This window comes from Chitinophaga filiformis (assembly GCF_900102545.1).
Taxonomy (GTDB): domain Bacteria; phylum Bacteroidota; class Bacteroidia; order Chitinophagales; family Chitinophagaceae; genus Chitinophaga; species Chitinophaga filiformis.
Genome location: NZ_FNBN01000002.1, coordinates 907,503 through 930,981, shown reverse-complemented (window position 1 = coordinate 930,981; position 23,479 = coordinate 907,503). Strand labels below are relative to the sequence as shown.

Genomic DNA, 23,479 nt, shown 5'->3' with positions numbered 1-23,479 from the left:
GAATAAATTTATTTCGCCAGTCTGATACCGGTAAACTGCCATCTCAGTGAAGGATGGAAGAAATTACGGTAGGTGAGACGGCTATGATTAGGGGGCGTTACTTCAGAGCCTCCGCGCAGTACCATCTGGCTGACCATGAACTTACCGTTATACTCGCCAATCGCACCTGGTGCTTTGGTAAAGCCCGGATAAGGAAGGTAGGCACTCTCTGTCCATTCCCAGCGTTGTCCCCATGACAATTTCGGAGCTGCAGCTTCCCATTCAAATTCTGTAGGGAGACGCATACCTTTCCATGATGCATAGGCAGCAGCTTCATAGTAACTGATATGACATAGCGGATCATCACCTGCTACGGGTTGCAATCCCTGCCAGTTATAATGCTTCCATTGATTATCTACAAAATGCCAGTACAAAGGCGCTTTTACCTGCTCTCTTTTTACCCAGTCCCAACCTTCCGCATGCCAGTGACGGAAATCGCTGTAACCGCCTGCTTCCATAAATTCCAGGTATTCTGCATTGGTAACAAGCTGTGTACTGATCTGGTAATCCTGCAGATAAACGGTATGTCTGCCCAGTTCATTATCAAAACAGAAGCCATCTCCCTTATAACCGATCTCGTACAGTCCTGCCGGCATCTGCAGGAAAGGCTGCTCTGTTACAGGTGTCGTAAAGTTGGTAACAGCCGTATCTGAATATGCCGGCATCAGCGGATTGTGTCCCAGTATATACTTGATATCGGTATACAGTAACTCCTGGTGTTGCTCCTCATGGTTCAGCCCCAATACGACCAGTGAACGTATTTCATCAGTCAGTTCTGTATCCAGGAAAGCCTGCATGGCTTTGTCCACATGCTCACGGTAACGCATAATGTCTTCCACTGCCGGACGGCTTAAGTTACCTCTGTCAGTACGGATCACACGAGCGCCTACTGTCTCGTAGTAGCTGTTGAATACGAAATTGTAATTAGGATCAAATTCTTTATAACCGGGAAAGTGTGGTTTTAAAAGAAATGTTTCGAAGAACCAGGTGGTATGGCCGAGATGCCATTTCGGCGGACTGACATCTACGACAGGCTGAACTACATAATCTTCCGTTTTCAAAGGTGCGCAGATATGCATGGACCTTTTCCGCACGGTATTAAAATCATTTTTCAATTGCATATACTGGTGGTTAGTGATGCAGTAAATATTCCTTTAAGTCCGAAATAGAGTTAATATGCAGATCCGCAGCCTGTTGCCTGCGCATCATCAATGCATATGTATTATTGAAACCAATAGGAGGCAGCCATTTGATGTGGTACCGTTGCATAAATTCTCTCGAAACATAGTCGTAGACTTTCTGATTGTCGCTGATCAATGTATCAACGACTGATTTGTCTGCCTGAAGGATGACCAGTAAACCGGTGCCTGAGTATTCCGGGTAAAGATCTATCTGCCCGTTGGTGAGCGCATCAAAGCATATTTTAGTGCCTCCCAGTCCTGTTTTTGTAATAGCTTCCAGTTCAGTATACCCGTTCACCAGTAATTTATACATGTTGGCAAGGATATAGCCATCCCCGAATATCTTGGCCCCAATTACGATGGTTCCCTTATTGCCATGTTTCGCTGTTTGTAATAAACCTTTAGCTTTTAAAAAATTACTAGCTACAATGGCAGGATCCTGTTTCAGATGATCGACCCTGTAGTTCAGTTCAGTCATTATACTATCATTAATTATACCAGATAGTTTATTCAGCGCAGGAGCCAGTTCCGGGTACTTATCAAGCGTCTCCTGCCGCACAATCGGAGCGGCATAATAAGGCGGGAAAATATGTTTGTCGTCAGTAAGTGCCTGAAGATCAAAAGCCCTTACCCTGCCATCTGTCGTACTGCCACTGATGACATCCAGGGTCTTTTCATAGGCCGCTTTGTACATGATCATGTCACTGATCACGACAGTCCGTATGTTTAGTCCATACACCTGTTTCAGCCCCAGGTTACCATCTTTCCGGCCCATGAATTCGGGTGTGAATCCCGCTACCAGACTGCTTCCATAGGCTGCCGGCAACAGGTAGAAAGATGACAGTACCACCAGTAAAAAGGGTAGGAGATAGAGTGACTTTTTGACCTTTCGTGTGCGCAGTTTCTGCAGGCGGGCCACTGTCCAGTCGAAGATGATAGCCAGTAATGCTGCCGGAATGGCACCTGCCAGTATCATATTGGTATTATTGAGAGCAATACCACCGAAGATAAATTCTCCCAATCCTCCTGCCGCTATATAGGCCGCCAGGGTAGCCACCCCCACGTTAATAACGGTAGCTGTTCTGATACCTGCCAGCAATACCGGCATCGCCAGTGGTAGTTGCACCCTGTAAAGCAGTTGCCGTTTACTCATCCCCATGCCTGTCGCCGCATCTACCACAACAGGATCTACCTGGAGAATACCGGTATAAGTATTCCTGATAATGGGCAGCAAGGCATACAGGAATAAAGCCATAATAGCTGGTTTGGCGCCGATGCCTAATAAGGGTATCATAAATCCCAACAGTGCAATGCTGGGAATGGTTTGCAATACGCCGGCGATACCGAGTACAATACCTGCCAGCTTTTTTCTGCGGGTAATAAGAATGCCGAGGGGCACGCCTATGACCACTGCAATCAAAAGAGAAATAAATGTAAGCCCGATATGTTGCAACGTTTGCTCCAGCAGTTTGCCGGCCTGTTGTTGTACAAATTCAGGAAAGCCTGGTTGATCTTCCATGTCCGCTGACAGTTTGCTTGTGTTGAGTAAAGGCATGCATCAATTCGCTGGTGTCAATGCGAACGAGCTTATCATCAAATGAAATGTTGACAGGAGCAGACAGCGTAGTCAGCTGCTCCAGGGCATCCCAGCAGGTGTTTTCTCCCTTCAGGACTGGTGCATGATTTTCACCAGGGGCCGTATTGCCAAGCCAGGGCCTGATATCTGTTAGCCGGAGTGCATTCAGCTCCAGCCAGAAGCGTTGTTCATGAAAAAAACTGCTGACAAAATCATTCGCCGGATTGAAAAGGAGTTCTGCCGGCGTACCGGTTTGTTGTATAACGCCTTTGTCCATCAGGCAGATGCGGTTGCCCAGTTCAAATGCTTCCGGTACATCATGCGTTACCATGATCACAGTTTTGTTGCGGATCTCATCCAGTGATCGGAATTCTTTCCTGACACTGGCCCGTGTTACGGGATCAAGCGCGCCAAAGGGTTCGTCCATCAGCAATATAGATGGATCAGCTGCCAGTGCTCTGGCCAGCCCAACCCTTTGTTGTTGCCCACCGCTCAGCTGCTGAGGATACACATCGTAATGGTCTGCAACAGATAAGCGCAGTTTTTCCATCAGAGAATGTGTCCGCTCTTCTATACGTTTTTTATCCCATTTGAGTAAAGTGGGAACAATACCGATGTTTTCGGCTACTGTATAGTGAGGAAACAGGCCATTATCTTGTAGTACGTACCCGATATTCCGTCGTAATGCCTCTATTTGCTGTGTATTTATGGGTGCTCCATTCACAAGGATCTGTCCACTGTCCGGCGCAATCAGCCGGTTGATCATGCGCAGTGTCGTAGTCTTTCCGCTACCGCTGGTACCAAGCAATACCAGCGTTTCTCCCTTGTTCACTTCGAAGGAGACATCCCTGACAGCCGGTTTGCCGTTATGGAAAGATTTATTGACATGTTCAAGTTTTATCATGGTTGGGATTCATTGAGGATTTAAATCCGCACTTTGTTGCGGAGCTGGCTACTTATCCAGTGTCATAAATAAATTGTTGATAGATTCTGCATATAATGGATGTGCAAAGATCATTTCTTTTAACTGTGTGACAGTCAGGCCTCCCAGCATAGCCAACTGTAACGCCGACATCACTTCTCCGCCTTCCGGCCCCAAGATAGCAACTCCCAGCAATTTATCCGTATTTGAATCTATAACGGCTTTCATAAATCCCTGGGTATTGCCTGTTTCAATTGCCCTTGCTACCCTGGTCATATCAAGACAGGCAACCTTCACTTTATATCCTGCTGCTTTCGCTTCTTTCTCTGTAAGTCCCACACGCCCCAGTTGAGGATCTGTGAACATGCAATAAGGAATAGGTCTGTCCTTAATGGAAACGTTTTCCATATGGATCAGGTTCTTGTATATCACCAGGTGATCATTATAGGAAATATGCGTGAATGCAGGACCTCCTTTTACATCTCCCAGCGCATAGATACCGGGAACGTTCGTTTCCAGTTTATCATTTACAGGGATGTATCCTTTTTCATCGAGTGCAAGTCCGGTTTTCTCAGGCTGCAGCGACTTCGACTGCGGAGTACGGCCTGCTGCCACCAGCAGGTGAGAGCCGGTAATGGCATGTGTTTCTCCATTGGCAGTAAGCTGTAATCTGATGGCTTCGCCAGTCTGCTCTACCTTCTGCACATTGGCGCTGCTAAACATCGTAACCCCTGAAGTTTCCATGACTTTCTTTACAGCAACAGCAACATCCTCATCTTCATGTTGCAGTAGCTGTTTGTTTTTGTCGATGATGGTCACCTGGCAACCCAATCTGCGGAACAACTGACCAAATTCCAGTCCTACATAACCACTGCCCAGCACCATTAGATGCGTAGGCAGTTTTGTCAGTTCCATGATAGTCGTATTGGTGAGATAGTTGACGGTGTCAAGACCGGGAATAGGAGGGATACTGGGTAAGGTACCTGTATTGATAAATATATGCTCGGCCGCAATCTCTTCCTGTCCACCGTCTTGCAGTTTTACAGAGAGTGTTTTATCACCATTAAATACCGCCTCACCATAAATAATAGAAAGGCCCTGTGTTTTTTCCATGCCTTTGGTAGCGCCTTCGCGAAAAGATTGCACCACTTTATTTTTCCTGGCAACAATCTTTTCCAGGTCTACTTTATAATCGCTAACGGTAATACCCCATTCCTGGCTGTTGGCAATGATATGAGCAGCAGCTCCACTGGCGATCATTGATTTGGTGGGAGTACAGCCATCATTGATACAGGTACCGCCAATCCATCTTTTCTCTACGATGGCAGTCTGCCAGCCAGCTTTAGCCAGCTTTTTTGCCAACGGAACACCACCCTGGCCGGAGCCAATGACAATTGCATCAAATTTTCTCATAACTGAGCGTTTACAGGTTTTCTATTTTACTACTTCTACTCCTTTCCAGAAAGCAATATAACCCCTGATGTTCTCCGCCGCATCCTTAGGATCAGGATAATACCAGGCGGCATCTCTGTTTATCTTGCCGTGAATGTTGACGTCATAGTAAGAAGCTTCTCCTTTCCAGGGACAGAAAGTATGTGTCTTTGAGGGGCTCAGCAGGTCCGTTTTTACAGAAGATGGAGGAAAGTAATGATTATTCTCAACTACCACAGTACTATCGCTTTCCGCAATGACCTCATTCTGCCAGATTGCTTTCATCGTGTTGTCGTTTAAAGTGTTATAGTTGCAAGACCAAATATTATACCCGGGTAGGTATATCGCGGTCGCAGAAGATAGCACTTTTTTTTGAAATGGGATTTGTGCAAATCATTTTCTTTTACTTACTTTGTGATTCAAAGTATATGTAAAATTCGCAAACGGGCTACGGCCTGTTTTTTTATCCTTGTATTCTTTGTAATTCAAAGTGCTTTATTTTATGAGTAGACAATCTATACCTTTGAAAATTATAAGAAAGCGTTTTAACGATAAGATCTATTGTACGGGTTTAATTTTCCTGACTGTTGCGCTGATCGCATTCCTCATTCCTGAACTGTTTCCTATTGACGATGAGGATGAGATGATCTGGTTCTTTCTAAACCATGCCATCACAGTAGGCTACTTTCTAACGCTATGGTTCAGTGGTCGCCTGCGGCGGGGCAGGGAAGGACTACATCCCTTTTTTCTTTTCCTGCTGATGTTCCTGATCAGTGCATATGCGTTAAACCGCTTTATTCCCATCTTTGAGGTATCAGCGCCCTGGTTTGCTGTGACAATTATCCTTTGTTCTGTGAACTATTTTGCTTTTGCCTTCATCCGTATAGCGCCTGTTCCTGTACGTATGGTCATGTTCTTCCTGTTAGGGTTGTCCATCTGCTGTTTCCTTTACATGGCCATCTATATTCTACCCTTCACCGGTATTGGAATGCTGGCATCCTTTTTCTTCGGTATTTCTCTACATACCCTGGTACCGCTGCTGTTTTTTCTGTATACGATCCGCTTATTCCGCCGCAGTAATGCCAGAAGAAAGCCTTATAAACTAGCCTTCTGGTCCGGTATCGGTATAACGGTGCTGATCGTACTGGTATATACAATGCTCTGGGGAATAAATGTAGTACAGATAAATCGGGATTACAGCCGTTTGAGTGTGCGACGGGGCAGGGACCCTTACCTGCCTGCCTGGTTGCAAGTTGCAGCGCATATTACACCCAATCCCGTTACGGAAAAAGTCCTTAAGGCAGAATTAGTTTACACGACGTTCAACGGATGGGATAGACTTTTTTTTAATTTCGGTTCTTCACTTAACTGGAACGAGGCCCGGAAGCATGATCCACTTGTCATGATTGCATCAACAGTTTGCGGCACTACCGCGATGACGGGCGAGGAGCGTATCCATATCCTGAAATCATTGTACGATTCCCGTTACGAGGCAGAAGAGCGTTTATGGTCCGGAGATGATCTGCAAACCACACATGTACAGACATCCGCCCATATCTGGCCCCGGTTAAGAATGGCGTATACTGAAAAAACAGTGAGTGTAAAGAATAACAGCATCGTAAGACGCAGGGGGCAATGGAGAAACAGCCAGGAAGCGATTTATATCTTTCATCTCCCGGAAGGTGCAGTTGTATCATCATTGTCGCTCTGGATCAACGACAAAGAAGAAAAGGGCATCCTCACCACAAAAGCCAAAGCAGACAGCGCATATAAAACCATCGTTGGAACAGAACGCCGCGACCCTTCAGTTGTACACTGGCAAGAGGGGAATACCGTCACAGTAAGAGTATTCCCCGTGATGGACAATGAAGAGCGTCAGTTCAAACTGGGTATTACAGCACCACTCTCCCTGGAACATGGAGCGCTGATATACCGTAATATTTATTTCGACGGTCCTTCAGCCGGCAGTACCGGCGAAGACGTTGATATCTCGTTTGAAACACCTCCTGCAGACCTTGAGCGATCAGGTATCTTCAGTAAAGGAAAAGATGGACAGCTGACTGCTTCCGGCCCTTACAGTGCTGACTGGCAGGTCTCTTTTAAAGATGAAGGACTGGACCACCAGATTTTTAGTGCCAGCAACAAGACATTTACTGTGGCTCCTTATAGAAAGGAACTGGCTGCCGCCGATATCTCAGATGTTTACCTGGATATTAACAGCGCCTGGAGTAAACAGGAATACAATACTGTACTCGCACTGATACGACAGAAACGTATCTGGGTATACGTTAATGAAATGATGGAGCAGGTAACAGATCAGAATAAATCTGATTTGTTTGAGCAGGCTGCTGGAAGGAGATTCAGTTTGTTCCCATTCTTCGAGGTCTCCCAGCCTGTTAATGCCATCGTCATTACCAAGGGCGTAGCTAATTCTCCATCAGTTGACGATCTTGAAAACACCCGCTTTATGGATACCTTGAAGGGCTGGCTCTCAGGCGGTCAGGATGTGATGTTATACAACCTCGGAGGTGAACTTTCTCCCTACATGCGTACCTTAAAAGAATGTCGGACCTTCCGCTACGATCAGGGAGATATCGCGGCACTGAAGGAATTACTGGATGCTCACCGTTTCCCTGCCAGCATTGAAAATGACCAGCGTATCGTGATCGAATCTGCCGGTATGACAATCACTGAAACACCCGGCACGGAGGTCTCTACAGCCCCCGATCACCTGCAACGCCTGTTCGCCTATAATCATATCATGCATGCCATGGGGCCACGCCTGCTGACTGGTGGAGAGGAGAGTGATTCTCTGGTGGCTGAAGCGGCAGCATCATATGTGGTGACACCATTATCTAGTCTGGTTGTGCTGGAAAAGTATGAAGACTATGAGCGCTTTAATATAAAAGACGGCAACAACAGCCTGAAGAATGCATCCTTGAAAGGTAAAGGCGCTGTGCCGGAACCACATGAATGGGCATTGATAGTGATTGGTATCCTGCTGATCGTATACTTAAAATTCAGACCTGTGTCATTCAAACGTGTTGCAGACATATGAGCAAAGGAATCTTTTCACTGATAGCGGGTGTATTACGTGCAGGCAGGTACTGGCCGCTGATAGCTGTTATTTGCTATGGACTTGTTTTATTCGTTGGTTTATATGGTTACCTGGTGTGGGATACTACAGGCGTCATCCTGGGTACGGCAGCATTGTTTTTCACCGCATCTTTTAACACCAGTGGGCGGGGAAGCATACGTTACTTTTTCATAGCACTGGCGTCATTGCTGTTATATCTATTGATACCGGCAAAAACATTCCTGTGTATCTCCTGCTTGTGTGGCTGCCTGTTCATGATAGAAACATTTTATGGGCGTATGAACTTCCTGCCGGTATTGGTATTAGTGATGATGTCCCCATTATTTGAATATGCCATGAACGTATTTAGTTTCCCTATACGCCTGGCGCTGACCGGCTGGGCCGGAAGCATCATCCGGATAACAGGGCAGGAGGTAAGTGTACAGGGTAATATGATCACCTGTAATGGCAATGAGTTCTCTGTAGATCCTGCCTGTATGGGTTTGCAGATGATGGTAACGGCATCTTTGTGTGGAATGATCCTCATTGGTTTTTATCAGCAACAATATAAGAAAGCGTTGGGTATATGGCTGGTCCTGTCAATACTGGCCGGGATGATATTAATGAATGTAGCCTCCAATCTTTTACGCATCATTTTCCTTGTATACCTCAATATTATGCCGAGTACGGTGATGCATGATGTAACCGGTATCCTGTGCCTGGTATTGTATGTGATCGTACCCTTGTTATTCCTTATTCAATGGATGGTCCGTAAATATGGCAAGCCGGTACAGGTACATAGAAAGCGTTATGTACTCCGTTCGGCGGTAAAGCTATTCCTGCTTAATCTGTTGTTGCCTGCAGGGCTGCTGATCGTATTCATCATCAATAAGTCCAAAGAAGTGGATCAGCAGGTATTATCTAATGTGCCAGCCATGCCAGGGTATACTGTACAGTCATTACCAGGCAATATTATCAGGTTAAATAACGATACCTTGCTGGTATACATCAAACATATTCCGGCCAGTTATTACACTGAACATAATCCCATGATCTGCTGGAAAGGCAGCGGATATGAGTTTTATAAAGTGGAGGAGAAACTCGTGGGGGGACATACCATATATACCGCCTTACTGCAACAGGAAAAAGACAGACTGTATACAGCCTGGTGGTATGACAATGGGTTAGTATCAACAAGCAGCCAGTTACAATGGCGATGGGATGTGCTCCTGGGAGCGCATCCCTATTCCCTGGTCAATGTGACTGCCAGCTCAGAGCATGAGCTCCGGCTGGCAGTAAATGAAATATTGAATAAGAGACGTTTGTCCGTCTATTTGTAATATAAAATAATATTAATCCGGTTGATGGTACTGCTTTACTATATATGCGCTACTTCGCATATTGATGACAAATTCTTATTTCTTCCGTTGATAGATTTAATTTTGCGAAGACCTGATATAAATACAAGATATGTTCACAGAAAAGCTCGTCGCACGAATAATAGCCTGTCCCGGACCCGACTATGACCAGGAGATCAAACTAAGAAATGAGATACTCCGCAGGCCCCTTGGCATGGATCTGCTCAATGAGGACCTGAGCAGGGAGGTAAACGACATTCATATTGGCTTGTTCCGCGGTCAGGAACTAATCGGTACCCTCATCCTGACACCCGGCCAGGGATATACCAAAATGCGGCAGGTGGCTGTTGCCGAAACAGCCAGAGGGATCAATGCCGGTACCCAAATGGTGAAGTTTAGCGAAGAGGTGGCCCGGGAGAAAGGATTTTCCCGTATCGAGCTAAATGCCCGCCAGGAAGCGGTTAATTTCTACCTGAAGAATGGGTATACTGTTGTAGGCGACCAGTTCACAGAAGTCGGTATCCCACATTTTAAGATGATCAAGGAGCTATAACCCATTCCCCGCCGAGGAAATACATGCGCTGGTACCAATATTGTTAATCAACCCGGAACCATAAAATAATTTCTGTAACCAAAAGGTTTCCTTTATATTTGTAACCGATCGGTTATATAATAACTTATTCCCGTAACATGCTAAAATCATACAGATTATGACAAATGAACCATTTGTAATCGAAAGAACCTATGATGCGCCGGTGAGAAAAGTCTGGGAAGCCATTAGCGATAAGGACCAGATGAAACAATGGTATTTTGATATCCCGGAATTCAAGCCAGAGGTAGGAGCAGAATTTCAGTTTACAGGCGGCGATCCAAAGGGACAACAGTTCCTGCATCTTTGTAAGGTGACCGAAGTGGAAACAGACCGTAAACTTACGTATAGCTGGCGGTATGATGGATATGAGGGAAATTCATTCGTGACATTCGAGCTCTTTCCGGAAGGCGATAAAACACGTGTAAAACTGACGCATGCAGGGCTGGAAACTTTCCCTCCTATTTCAAGCTTCGCGAAACAAAATTTCGTTATGGGTTGGACAGAAATAATAGGCACTTCGTTGAAACAGTTTGTAGAGAAAGCATAAAAACTCATAATATAACCTTATGCGGGATACAGGTATGCCACACATATCTCTATCCCGCATTCTCATTATCCCTGCTGGCCTCGCGTAACTTACCAGTGGCCCGGATTTATGTAAACAGCCCCTTCAATACCGCATCAACACACAGCCGGCATCCTGCCACGAAAGTGGGATCTTACTTCGTTTACTCACATAAACGGAAATTTAGTATCTTCATAACTCTACATTAACAGGCTTTTACACCAGAACAGGAAAAAGGAAGTGAACAGCATTTAATTTCATCCACAGTGAAAAGCTTTAGTGTTTGAATGCAATATTACAGGAGAAACTGAATAGACAGACTGAATTAGCCTCTCTTGTTTGCAATGTACAGGTAGCAACGGTCTCTATCATCGATGATCAACAGCCATCGGTTGTCATTGCATCGGGTATGCCTATTACTGCAAAGGAAGCTACATTCCACATTACCTACGATCTGGTATCCCCTTCGGGAGATCTGCTGGGCACTTTATCGTTGATGGATAAAGAGTCCCGGAACCTTGATGCCCGGCAGCGAAAGATGATGAAGATCATTGTCGACGAAGTCATTACAGAGATCATTGAGCATAATCGCCAGGAAGCATTACTGAACAGCGAACGCGATTTCCGCGCTTTCTTCGAACTGGAAAAAGATCTGAAGCGTACCAGGGAAATACTCGAACGTACCAGCCAGTTATCTCGTATAGGCGGCTGGGAGGCAGATCTTGCTGATAAGGAAATGTTCTGGTCTGATGTCACGAAGGACATTCATGAAGTCCCGCCGGATTTTACCCCTACCTTAACAGCCGCAGTCGGGTTCTATAAAGAGGGAGAGAGCCGCAGAAAGATCACTGTTGCGCTTAAAGAGATCATTGAAACCGGACGCCCCTGGGACCTCGAACTACAGATCGTCACTGCCAAAGGAAATGAACGATGGGTAAGAGCTATCGGTAATGCCGAATTTGAGAACGGCAAATGTAAAAGGCTATACGGTACCTTCCAGGATATCTCCATCTCCAAAGAAACAGAACAGGAGTTAATCTCCCAACAAGCCAGTCTGGCCGCCGCCAAACAACAGGCGGAGCAGGCCAACATGGCGAAGTCAGAATTCCTGGCCAACATGAGCCATGAGATCCGTACGCCGCTGAATGGGGTGATAGGCTTTACGGAACTGGTACTGAAAACAGACCTTAGCGAAACCCAGCATCAATACCTGTCTATTGTTAACCAGTCGGCCAATGCCCTGCTAAACATCATCAATGACATCCTTGATTTCTCCAAGATAGAATCCGGCAAGCTGGAACTCGATATCGACAAATATGACCTTTATGAGTTCAGCAGCCAGGTGAGTGATATTGTGAGCTATCAGGCGCAGCACAAAGGACTGGAAATGCTGCTGAATGTTGCCACCAACCTGCCCCGTTATGCCTGGTTTGATGAAGTACGCCTGAAGCAGATCCTCATCAACCTCCTGGGGAATGCCGTAAAATTTACCAGCAATGGTGAGATTGAATTAAAGGTAACCCCTCTCCATATGATGGCAGATGGTAAGGCCAGGATCCGGTTTGAAGTAAGGGATACAGGTATCGGTATCAAACCGGAAAAACAATACAAGATCTTTGAGGCCTTCCGCCAGGAAGATGCTTCCACTACAAAAAAATATGGTGGAACAGGTCTCGGACTTACCATCTCCAACAAGCTGCTTGCCCTGATGGGAAGCTATCTGCAGATAAAGAGCAATATCAATGAAGGCAGTACCTTCTATTTCGATATAGACCTGGCCACCGCCGAAGCTCCAGCTGATAGATGGGAGAGCCTGGAAAAGATCCGTCAGGTGCTGATCGTAGACGATAACGATAACAACCGTACCATCCTCAAGGAAATGTTGTCGCTGAGAGACATCTCCTGTACAGAAGCCCGTAGCGGATTTGAAGCGTTAGATACATTGGCCCGGGGCGATCGCTATGATGTCATCCTCATGGACTACCACATGCCATATATGGATGGATTGGAAACGGTAAAAAAGATCAGGCATCATTTCGGCCGGTTACCAGGTGAACAGGGCGTGATCCTGCTACATAGTTCCTCTGATGATGAACGGATCATCAGGGTCTGCGATCAGCTGGATATCGGTCTGCGGATGGTGAAACCGATTAAGATCAATGAGCTGTACAACAGTCTTTCTATGTTGATCAGAAAAGAAAAAAGAGCAAAGCGTCATAAACAGGAAAAGGAGGAGCAGTGGATTGGTGGCAAACTGAATATTCTCATAGTAGAGGATAATCCGGTGAACATGTTACTGGCCACTACCGTCGTAAGAAGGATCGCTCATGACGCACGCATTTATGAGGCCCAGGATGGCACGGAAGCCCTGCGTATCTGCCGCGGACAGACACCCGACCTGATACTGATGGATGTGCAGATGCCGGTGATGAACGGGTATGAGGCTACTAAAAAGATCCGTGAAATGACTGGCGGACAGCGTATACCTATTATTGCATTGACAGCCGGTAATCTGAAAGGTGAAAGAGAAAAATGCATAGAGGCCGGTATGAACGACTTCATAGGTAAACCACTGGTACAGCAAAAGCTGTTACAGCTTTTCCGTAAATGGCTGACAGTTGTTATAGAAGAAGGTCCTGTTACCCTTACTACTGAACAGGAAGCAAAGGACACACATTTTGAAATGGGTACATTAGAAGCCTATCTGGTAGGAGAAGATAAATCAGTACTTAAGCAATTATTAAAACTGACCATAGATGAGCTGAAGTCTTCTATAGCAGAACTGCAATCTGCAGCTGCAGCTGTGGACATCCGTAAGATCAATCGTATCGGGCATAAGATACGGGGTACTTCACAGATCATTGGCCTGATTAAGCTGGCCCATATAGCCGAGCAGCTGGATACGCTGACGGTCAAACGGGAACCGGATTTCGGTTTTCTGATGGCATCCATGCAGGAAGAATCCCTGCTTGTAATACGATTAATGGAGGAACAAATAGTAAAGCTCGGGAATTAAGAACACATTGTCTTTAGTTCCTAATTCCCGGCCTGTTCTAACTTAGTCTGCTGAATTCACAAACTGGTTAAACTTCGTGATATATTCTTTCCGGAGTTTCTCATCCGTGTCTGTAAAGAAATAACCATGATAGTCCCTGTCAAGTTGGTAGTGTTTTGCACCAGCCAGTTGTAATGTCCTGGAATCTACCACACCGATCAGTTTATCCTGGTGGAATACCAATACCGTGCGGTAGCCGGGAGACGGATCATCTGCAGCACTTTCATAATTGTAATACTCCTTGTAAGGCTTATTGATATTAAGCGCCTCCAGCTGGAACTGTTTGATAAAAGACTGCATGTCTGGCAATGTTCTGCCCGTATGCTCCTGCAGGTATTTTGCAAGCACCGTTTCAATCACTGTACCTGTCTTTATCTTGTTCTGTTGTACAGCGGCATGAAATACGCCTGTATTAACTCCTTTATCATTCTTGAATGTCATTTCGATCTCTACGTCTTCAAGTACCTTTCCTACTGTTTTGCCATCCGCGATAATAGGGGAGCCTTTTTTCAACAGCTGACCTTCTGTCTGCGTGTCATTCAGTTCTGTTGTAACCAGTGTAGATGCCCAGCCTTTTCTTGGGATACCCGCCTCCAGTTGCACGTTGTCATTCACCTGTACAATAGGACGACCATTAGCAGAATCCAGGAGCGTGACGGTACCCTGTGCTCTTTCCCTGATGATCTTTTCCGGTGTAGCATCCGGTGTTACCGGAGCTGCCGGAGCAGGTTCATTGTTTTTCTCTACCGTCTGAACCGTACTATCGGCCTGTTGTTCCTGCTGTTTGTTTTCCACGCAACCCGCGAAGGCAAACGCTAATAGGAAGTATGCATAATTTTTCATGGTCGTTAAAATTAGTGAATATTAACTTTTTTCAAAGCTTCCCTTCCCATAAATATGGGGAAGTATTGCATTTCCGCTTTAGCCGGATTCAGGTAGTAACGTCCGGAATAACGGGGCAATAAGGAAACATAAAAAGTGTGTTTTCCAGGACTCAGCTGACTACAGAAGATACTGACCCTATCCTTGAAATGCTCCCTATGCACTTCATGGCTGGCCCATGACTGGGATTTGCTATTATAAGAACAACCGGCAGGAATAGGAATTTCAACCAGTACGTAGTCGGCAGTTTTCTGAGCTGTTACCTCTACTTTTAACGTTACGGGAACACCTGCTTTTAGATCCTGCTGTACAGCATCATTGTTACTGAAAACGGACGATACAGCAAACAGACCGGAGACCTTTTCAGGCTGCCTGTTAAAGAACTGTTGATAGGCGGTGAAATAGACAGGCCGTTTCCCCTGTTTGCTGATGCTGATCTTTTCTGCCTGTGTCAGTGTATCTGTGTAAGGGAATTGAGAGATAGTTGTTCCGTTTATATTCAGTGAAACCGGTCCTTTTGATTCATCTTCCAGTATATCTGGGAGGATCGTTTCCAGGATGAGCGAAGACTCATACGTATTCCGCCAATGTCCGTCTTTCCGTTGTTCCAGGAAATAACCACGGATCTTCTGTAGCAGGCTTTCATAACCTCCTGCCTGACGTAGCAGTTTGTATACCTGTAATGTTTTCTGTATGCTGTTGTCAAAGAGATCATAGCCTTCCGTACCCCAGTAAGAATTGCCCATTGCGGTGTTTTTCTCACGTGAGAGGATGGGGGTGACGTTAATGGATAACCCAACTTTTTGTTGGAGAACAGCCAATCCGATGGTATCATAGCCACCTTTGCCTGACCGCGCTATCAGATTGTCGATGTATAAGCGGTAGTTAATCTTTGCGCCGAGGAGGGCAAGTAATTGCAGGCAGCCCACGCGGTCACTTTCTCTGTCGCTATCTAATTCATAAACAAAATGGTCAATAGCGATCTGTTTGTTAAAATTCGTTTTCTGTCCCTGTTCCTCCGCCATTAATAGCGCTTCTATCACATGACGGGATGTCCAAAGGGATACCGGAGAGTTTTCCCACCATCCCCAGAGGCCGTCTTTTTTCTGCTGATCCAGCTGTTTGAGAATGTCCTTAACATTTGAATCTTTTTTGAAGTCCTTTTTGAGATAAGAAAACACTTTCTTTTCCAGCAGATAGGTTTTTAGCTTGGACGCCAGCTGTTCGTTACAAAGATATTTATATTGTTGTACTTGCGTAATCTCGTCCAGTAGAACAGGTAAAATCGCTGATTCTGCATGCATCATGACAGGTTCCTGGCGCGCCGGTACGTATGATAAAGCGGTGTCATTATACAGTGCTGTAAAGAATCCTTTAGTTTCTTCGGCGCCTCTTTCTATAACCGGAATTTTGCGTTGTTCCCCATCGATATACCCTTCTTTATCAAGAGTATATTTGAAGCTTATGCTATCAGTTCCCTGTATGAAAACTGGTATGGTATCAATAAACGTATTCTTAAAGGCTACAGTCCTGCTTTTGTATATGCTGTCATTCATACTGAAAGTATGGATTGCCCTGATACTGTCGGGCGTATAGTTTAGTGCTTTGCTGATAATGTGAATAGAATCTCCCCTTACAGCAAACAAGGGTAGCGCGAGATTACCACTTAATGCTTTGAAAGAGCGGATCTGTATCTTTCTCATGCCTACCTGTTTTTTGTCTGTCATGGCAATGGCATAAGCATCCCAGCTGGTAATATCATCCGGAAAGGTAACTTTAAAAGATGCATTGCCGCTTTCATCCGTTCTAAGCCTGGGTTGCCAGAAGGCATCATCCCGGAAGTTGGTGCGAAGGGTGTTTACGGCAGGTAGCTGCAGCCGATCATCCTTCCCGTTTTGGTTTCGCGGCCGGGTGGTTATAAGAATGACTCCATTTGCTCCTCTGGAGCCATAGATCCCGGTAGCTTCCGCATTTTTCAACATACTAAGGCTGTTGATCTCATCTGGTGGGAGCTCACTTAGCTTTCCTGCAAAAGGAACGCCGTTTACAATGATTAACGGTTCTATGGTAGAGGTAATGCTGTTTACACCATTTATTTGAGGTTGAAAGAGACCACCGGGCATTGATATCATGTCGGTTTTAATACGTGCTATGTTGCCGGTATTGTATCTTCGTGTCGTTGTAGCATAAGCAACAACGACTGTTTCCTTTAGCTGGTTGATGATATCTGTTAAAGTTATTTTATAGGTATCATTGTTAGTTAGAGGAGATTCTATGGATTGATAGCCAATGCTTGAGACCATCAAAAAGCCTTTGCTTGTTGTCCGCAATTGGAACCAGCCTTTGGCATCGGTTCTGCATGCAGATGGGGTACCTCTTAATACAACAGAGGCTCCTGGTATCGGTTGTCCTCTGCCGTTTACTATTAATCCATAAATTGTTCGTGTGAGGTTTTCCGTATTGAAATTCCTTTTATTGAAGTCCTCTGCAATCTCTGTTCGCTCTTGCGGTATATTGGCAACATCAGGGGATATTATTTTTCGGAGCCGTTTCTCCAGCTCAATACTCGAACTATCCGCCGGCAGGATATTGATATGGTTGGGCGCATAATAATGCAGCGTATTTGCTTTAAATAAAATACTGTCTTTTATAAAATATCGCCGGTCTCTAAGTAATACCAATAATTTATAGTAACCGCTATCCAATCCCGAAAAGTGGTTTGTTGAACCTCCGTACGATCTGGCGAAAGATGGATCATCGCCACGGAAAAAGAAATATTGAAGTACATCTTTGGACGATGAAATTCCTGATTGGCTGAGGTCAATAATTAATTTGTTTTTGTTATTATGAGAATATCTTTCATTCAGGACATTTGTTTCCCTTAGTTCATCGAGCTCCTGCTGATATAACAGGCTGTCAGCCATCTGTCGGGACCATACCATTGCTGAAAGAGAGGTGTCTGTGCGATATACGTTAAGGTATTTATACGTTCGTAGCAGATCGCCGATCTGTTTTTGTTTGATTAACCCTTGCCTGATTTCGAAAGCGTATCCTGGCTCTGGCATGAAATCCTGCGATAGATAGTCTTTCACGACCAGTGAAGCGGTTTTGCCGGTAAGTGGTCCGGTTACATAATTGGCTCGATAACCGACTTTGCTTACTCTGCCGCCATTCAGCCAATGCAGGTGTCCATCCTGCATGATATATGCCGGACGACTGCTGAATGTGTTCCGTACGTGCAACATATATCGATTTATTTGCCGCAATTCAGCTTCTGTTAGTTCTTCCGGAACTTTTTCAACGCGAATGTCCGGCCATCTGATTGCACTATCTATGCTGATGAAAGTCTTTAGACCCGGAGAAACTTTGAGATTGAATGAGATCCGCTGATGTAATGTTCGTAAGCAGATCCAATGGTCCCCTGGAGTGACCCTTACACTGTATGCCTGTAATGGATCAGCAAGACTACAATACACAGGTATTTCATCAACTGACAGGATATGAACCGGATGTATGCTGCCTCCTGAAAAAACAAACGGGGCTATTTGAGTGATTGTATCAGCAGCCGGCTCTGTATGAATGAAATAAGGAGAAGGATGTGTAAACCGGAAGAATAAAAGACTATCAAGACCCATTTTATTTTTATATTGTTTCCAGTCAAGCGTCAATGTATGAGAAAGGTCACTTAAAGAGGCAGTATGAGGGGAATAATACAGCTTTCTTTTCCAGATGGGAGTCTGATAGAAAGATATTCTAGGATCATCTTCCTCTTTAAATTTACTGGTGTATGCATAGGCTGTCAGGTCGGCTCCGGCTACAGGTCGTTGATATTTGTCTTTTACATTTACAGTGATTTCTGTTGTTTGGCCGGGATAGACATTAGGAGGTACGGCCAGTGATACCGCTAACGGATGTCCCGGATCAGCAAAAGATACAAATTGTTCTTTCAACTTTCCTCCCCATATGTAACTAATACGAAGCTCGTATTGTTGTTTGTCATCCGTAGGCCCACTCCATGTTAATGTATTTCCATAACCTCGCGACACGATCTTACTATGTTCAAAAATATAATACCAGAAAAATAGTTTCTGAGGATTTTCTATTTTGACAGTAGTTGTGTCATTGCTCCATGATATATTGTAGTTAATGGGGGCAGTGCCATCGTGAAATAGGTCATTGTCTTTGTGAAATGTATATTGGTCTTCAATGTTTTCACTTTTAAATTTATATGTGGATATAAATGGGTTTATTTTTATTGCTGCCGGAATAATAACAGAAAACGTCTCAATGGTATCATTGTTAGTAGTGATACCATAAATATTGGTTGGTTCATGTTTACAACTGCCGTTCTGCGTAATGTAAAGGCTATCGCTTTTAAGCTCAAAAGAGAAAGAACCGCCACCATAGTAATGGTGCCTCAATAATTTTAATGTACGACGTTCGTAATTGCTGTTTGTAAAAGTAAAATCAATTTTATACTGAAAATCTAATTTAGGAAATATACTGTCTGGCAGCACTATTTTCGTCTCTCCAATAGCGTCCATTGGTCCCGAATATTGCCAGAGAGTATCCGGGATAAGCATGTCATTTTCATAATATTTCTCTATCTCATCAGTAGTGATGGATAATTGTATGGTACCGTCCATTACAGGCAGGTCATTTTCATCTCTCGCCTGGCAATAAATCGCAATTTGCTCTTTGTCGTCAAATATTGTTTTCTTTGTTCTCGCCTTAAAGCTAAGGGCATGCAATTCATATTCTTCCAATCGGAATCCCGTTCTTGCCAGTATTTTTCGCTTGGCCACATATTCTTCTTCATCCAGATCACCTTCATAGGTATTAAGGTCATACTTACGGCTATCAGTTGTTTCCAGGGTAATCCTGTAATTTTCGTCCAGATCCAAATTCATTTTTGGAGAGCAAGCAAATTCATAAGTATAAGCTCCGGGTGAGTAGGGCATAAGAGTTGTAAGAATCGTATCCGTAATAAAGGCCCTATCGGATAATCTCAATAAGAGCGGTTTATTGACAGGCCTACCCTTTTTATCAGTAATGAAGGCTTTTAGTTTAACGGTATCCCCAGGTTTGAATTTCGGTTTATTGGATACCAGGTATCCCAGGTAACGTTTTTCATGTGCTGAGGTATAATAGTCGTCCTGTGACCAATACCTGCTGATTTTTTTACGCTCCCTTTTCCGGGAAAAGACGCTGGAATGTGTCATTTTCCGGATGTCTTGCCAGAATTTTTTTTCCCTGGAAGGGGTGCTTCTTTTTAAAATGGTGCAGTTTAATACGCCTTTGTGATATACCTCCAGTATTCCTCCCTTTTCATATTTTTCCAATCGCCATGAATTGGCCTGTGCATCATATGGTACCGCATATTTTCCTATTCGTACTTCTGCATCTTTGATGAGATTTCCTTTCTGATCATGCAGTATCACTATAAGGTCTCTTGCATTATTGAGTAGTTTTGGATAGGCATTGGGAATGGGAATAAATATTATTTGCAGCTTATCATTTTCCGCGTATACTCTCAGGTAGTTGCCGGGAGGAATGCGTTCCGGGAGTTTACTGTTATGTGGGAATGAGTCATTTAGCGTATGAAGAAATGAAGAATCAACCTTATGTATGCCATAGGCATGGATCTGTAATGTTTCTTCGTTGCGCAGCTCATAGAGATAATCATGCACACTGGTGCGGCGGCTCTGGGATAATGAATGTTGTGCTCCTGCTGTAAAATAAGATAGCAGGAACAATAACAATGGTAATCTTTTCAAACGTAAAGTGATTGTGGATCTAAAATTGCAAAGCGTTGTCCCTTCCCCGAAGATATGGGAAATATAAATAAGTTCATTTTATCACGTAACTTTGCCCCTTTAATTCCGATCAATGCATCTTTTTATAAAAAATATGGTTTGTAACCGCTGTATCCTTGTGGTACAGCAAGAGCTGGAGAAACTGGATATCCCTTACTCAAAAATAGATCTGGGAGACGTTGAAATGGAGCGCGCGCCCGCTCCTGAGAAACTGGAGGCCCTTGGAAAACAATTACATGCCCTGGGTTTTGAACTGCTGGATGATAAGAAAACTACATTGGTGGAAAAGCTGAAAACCACTATCATCCGTCTGATCCATGGTAACGAGAACGAAACACTCAATACAAAGTTGTCCGTTTATTTACAGGAATCTTTACAGGTTGATTATCATTATCTTTCAACCCTGTTTTCTTCTACTGAAGGTCTTACTATTGAGAAATATGTAATTCTGCAACGCATCGAACGCGTAAAGGAACTGTTGCAGTACGATGAGATGAACCTCAGCGAAATAGCTGACAGCCTTGGCTATAGCAGCGTACAGCACCTGTCGCAGCAGTTCAAAAAGGTTACCGGACTGACGCCAACAGGCTACAGGCAGCTAAAAGAGAACAACCGGAAACCGCTTGATAAAGTATGACGGCAATGCACAGATCATAATTTTATACATATTCCCCATCATTGTATAACAACCCTTTTTTGAGACGGTAGTAGCTTTGTGAAAAGATTGGACATGGCTACAATAACCGGACATATAACAAAAGAAACTTTTCCCGTATTAGAGATGACCTGTGCATCATGTGCTGTCAGCGTGGCCACCATGCTGCAGTCTACGCCGGGAGTAGAGGAGGCATCAGTAAATTATGCTGATCAGACAGCCCGCGTAACATACGACCGGGACAGTGTTACACCTGAGGCATTGCGGAATGTAATCCGCAGCATCGGTTATGATCTTGTAATAGATGAGCATAACCGTGAGCAGGTACAGGAACAGGCGCAGCTCGATCATTACAGGGCTTTGAAAAAAAGAACAATTGCAGCACTAATATTATCAGCGCCAGTCGTTGTGATCGGTATGTTCCTGATGGACATGCCTTATGCCAACTGGATTATGCTGGCATTATCCACGCCAGTTATTTTTTATCTCGGAAGACAATTCTTTGTCAATGCCTGGAAACAGGCATCACATGGCAAAGCCAATATGGATACGCTGGTAGCGTTAAGTACCGGTATTGCCTGGATGTTCAGCGTATTTAATACATTATTCCCTGGTTACTGGCATGCACGTGGATTACATGCGCATGTATATTTTGAGGCAGCTGCAGTAGTAGTGGCATTCATATCATTGGGCAGATTACTGGAAGAAAAAGCAAAATCAAATACTTCAGCTGCGCTGAAGAAATTAATGGGTTTGCAGCCCGCTACTGCCATTGTGGTAGCGTCAGATGGTATACATACAAAAGAAGTTCCTCTCAGTGAGGTACAGGTGGGAGATCTCATTGTGATAAAGCCGGGCGCCCGCATTCCGGTTGATGGACAAGTGGAGACGGGTTCGTCCTGGGTAGATGAAAGCATGATCACCGGTGAGCCTGTTCCGGTATTGAAAGAAGCGGGAGCGGCAGTATTTGCTGGCACAATCAACCAGAAAGGCAGTTTCCATTCCAGGGCTGAAAAAGTAGGAGGCGATACCGTACTGGCCCAGATCATCCGTATGGTAAGGGAAGCACAGGGGAGTAAAGCTCCTGTACAGCAACTGGTCGATAAGATCGCAGGGATATTCGTTCCTGTAGTAATAGGCATCTCGCTGCTCACCTTTGGAGTATGGATGCTGGTGGGAGGGGAGAATGCCTTCACACATGGTTTGCTGTCCGCAGTAACCGTACTTGTGATTGCCTGTCCCTGTGCGCTTGGATTGGCTACACCAACTGCTATCATGGTTGGAGTAGGTAAAGGAGCAGAGAACAATATCCTGATCAGGGATGCTGAAAGCCTGGAACTGGCGCATAAAGTAAATACGATCATCCTGGATAAAACAGGCACTATTACGGAAGGAAAGCCTGTTGTGACCGACAGCTATTTTCTGCCGGGAAATAAAGATCTGAAAGTACTGCAACGCATACTGCTCACGATGGAAATGCAATCGGAGCATCCTTTGGCGGCTGCCATTGTAAAAGAGTTGCAGGGGAAAGGTATTGCACCATTTGCCACAGGGCAGCTGGAGAAAATAGAAAGCATTACCGGTAAAGGAATACAGGCTGTTCATGGCAAAACGTTGTACCTGGCGGGCAATACGACATTGATGACTGATAACGGCATCCGTATGGAAGACGCTGTACTGCGTAAAATCAGTGAATGGGAAGCTATTGCCAGAACTGTTATATCATTTGCCGCTGATGGCCGTTTGTTAGGAATTGTCGCGATTGAAGATGAAATCAAGCCAACATCCGCTTCTGCGATCAGATCCCTGCAGAATAGTGGAATAGAAGTCTACATGCTGACCGGCGATAATGAGCAAACTGCGGCCGCTGTAGCCAGACAGGTGGGGATTCGCCATTACAAAGCGGGCGTGTTGCCTTCTGAAAAGGCGGCATTTGTCCAGGAATTACAGAGTAAGGGCCGTGTAGTAGCCATGGTAGGAGACGGTATTAATGACGGTCATGCCCTGGCGCAGGCAGATGTTAGCATCGCCATGGGTAAAGGATCGGATATAGCGATGGACGTCGCTAAAATGACGCTGATCACATCCGATCTGAATACGATACCCAAAGCGCTGCGCTTATCCCGCAAAACGGTCTATACGATAAGGCAGAATCTTTTCTGGGCCTTTATTTACAACGTGATCGGTATTCCGCTGGCGGCAGGCGTATTATTCCCGGTAAATGGGTTCCTGCTGAATCCTATGATAGCGGGAGCTGCAATGGCACTGAGCTCTGTGTCTGTAGTCAGCAATAGTTTAAGATTAAAATGGTCAAAAATTTAATAATACACA

General features: G+C 44.8%; 14 protein-coding genes. 7 read left to right on the top strand and 7 right to left on the bottom strand.

Annotation, left to right across the window (positions count from 1 at the left end; genetic code table 11):
* Positions 1-8: 8 nt before the first annotated feature.
* Genes egtB through BLR32_RS10185 form a run of 5 tightly spaced genes read right to left on the bottom strand, consistent with a single transcriptional unit; the run spans position 9 to position 5,434 of the window.
* Complete coding sequence (gene egtB / locus BLR32_RS10205) at positions 9-1,160, bottom strand: ergothioneine biosynthesis protein EgtB (RefSeq protein WP_089831247.1); 1,152 nt, start codon at positions 1,158-1,160, stop codon at positions 9-11.
* A gap of 10 nt (positions 1,161-1,170) precedes the next feature.
* Complete coding sequence (locus BLR32_RS10200) at positions 1,171-2,739, bottom strand: ABC transporter permease/substrate-binding protein (protein ID WP_089831245.1); 1,569 nt, start codon at positions 2,737-2,739, stop codon at positions 1,171-1,173.
* A complete protein-coding gene (locus tag BLR32_RS10195) occupies positions 2,714-3,700 on the bottom strand; it encodes an ABC transporter ATP-binding protein (protein WP_089831243.1) in 987 nt (328 codons plus the stop codon). Before BLR32_RS10195 ends, BLR32_RS10200 begins: the two co-directional genes overlap by 26 nt.
* Before the next feature lie 48 nt (positions 3,701-3,748).
* Positions 3,749-5,131, bottom strand: a complete 1,383-nt coding sequence (locus BLR32_RS10190) for a mercuric reductase (RefSeq protein ID WP_089831241.1) — start codon at positions 5,129-5,131, stop codon at positions 3,749-3,751.
* A gap of 21 nt (positions 5,132-5,152) precedes the next feature.
* Positions 5,153-5,434: a DUF427 domain-containing protein gene (locus BLR32_RS10185; protein ID WP_089831239.1), complete on the bottom strand. Its 282-nt coding sequence runs from the start codon at positions 5,432-5,434 to the stop codon at positions 5,153-5,155.
* Between the two features lie 238 nt (positions 5,435-5,672).
* Between BLR32_RS10185 and BLR32_RS10180 the strand changes: the two genes are divergently transcribed.
* The 5 genes from BLR32_RS10180 to BLR32_RS10160 all read left to right on the top strand — a co-directional run bounded on the left by BLR32_RS10180 (position 5,673) and on the right by BLR32_RS10160 (position 13,756).
* The gene (locus tag BLR32_RS10180; RefSeq protein WP_176842225.1) at positions 5,673-8,207 is read left to right on the top strand and encodes an XrtN system VIT domain-containing protein; all 2,535 of its coding nucleotides are present in this window, start codon (positions 5,673-5,675) and stop codon (positions 8,205-8,207) included.
* Positions 8,204-9,565, top strand: coding sequence for an exosortase N (xrtN, locus tag BLR32_RS10175; protein ID WP_176842224.1), 1,362 nt, complete (start codon positions 8,204-8,206; stop codon positions 9,563-9,565). The genes BLR32_RS10180 and xrtN overlap by 4 nt, the downstream gene beginning before the upstream one ends.
* A gap of 130 nt (positions 9,566-9,695) precedes the next feature.
* Positions 9,696-10,136: a GNAT family N-acetyltransferase gene (locus tag BLR32_RS10170; RefSeq protein WP_089831233.1), complete on the top strand. Its 441-nt coding sequence runs from the start codon at positions 9,696-9,698 to the stop codon at positions 10,134-10,136.
* Between the two features lie 157 nt (positions 10,137-10,293).
* The gene (locus BLR32_RS10165; RefSeq protein ID WP_089831231.1) at positions 10,294-10,722 is read left to right on the top strand and encodes an SRPBCC family protein; all 429 of its coding nucleotides are present in this window, start codon (positions 10,294-10,296) and stop codon (positions 10,720-10,722) included.
* A gap of 301 nt (positions 10,723-11,023) precedes the next feature.
* Positions 11,024-13,756, top strand: a complete 2,733-nt coding sequence (locus BLR32_RS10160; protein ID WP_089831229.1) for a response regulator — start codon at positions 11,024-11,026, stop codon at positions 13,754-13,756.
* A gap of 42 nt (positions 13,757-13,798) precedes the next feature.
* Here the strand turns inward: BLR32_RS10160 and BLR32_RS10155 are convergent, their stop codons facing one another.
* Both BLR32_RS10155 and BLR32_RS10150 read right to left on the bottom strand, forming a co-directional pair.
* The gene (locus tag BLR32_RS10155; protein WP_089831227.1) at positions 13,799-14,638 is read right to left on the bottom strand and encodes a hypothetical protein; all 840 of its coding nucleotides are present in this window, start codon (positions 14,636-14,638) and stop codon (positions 13,799-13,801) included.
* Between the two features lie 11 nt (positions 14,639-14,649).
* The gene (locus BLR32_RS10150; RefSeq protein WP_143011423.1) at positions 14,650-20,454 is read right to left on the bottom strand and encodes an alpha-2-macroglobulin family protein; all 5,805 of its coding nucleotides are present in this window, start codon (positions 20,452-20,454) and stop codon (positions 14,650-14,652) included.
* Positions 20,455-20,566: 112 nt separating this feature from the next.
* On the opposite strand from BLR32_RS10150, the gene BLR32_RS10145 reads away from it, so the two are divergent.
* Positions 20,567-21,130, top strand: coding sequence for a helix-turn-helix domain-containing protein (locus tag BLR32_RS10145; protein WP_089831223.1), 564 nt, complete (start codon positions 20,567-20,569; stop codon positions 21,128-21,130).
* Positions 21,131-21,223: 93 nt separating this feature from the next.
* Complete coding sequence (locus tag BLR32_RS10140) at positions 21,224-23,470, top strand: heavy metal translocating P-type ATPase (protein ID WP_089831221.1); 2,247 nt, start codon at positions 21,224-21,226, stop codon at positions 23,468-23,470.
* The last annotated feature ends 9 nt before the right edge of the window (positions 23,471-23,479 follow it).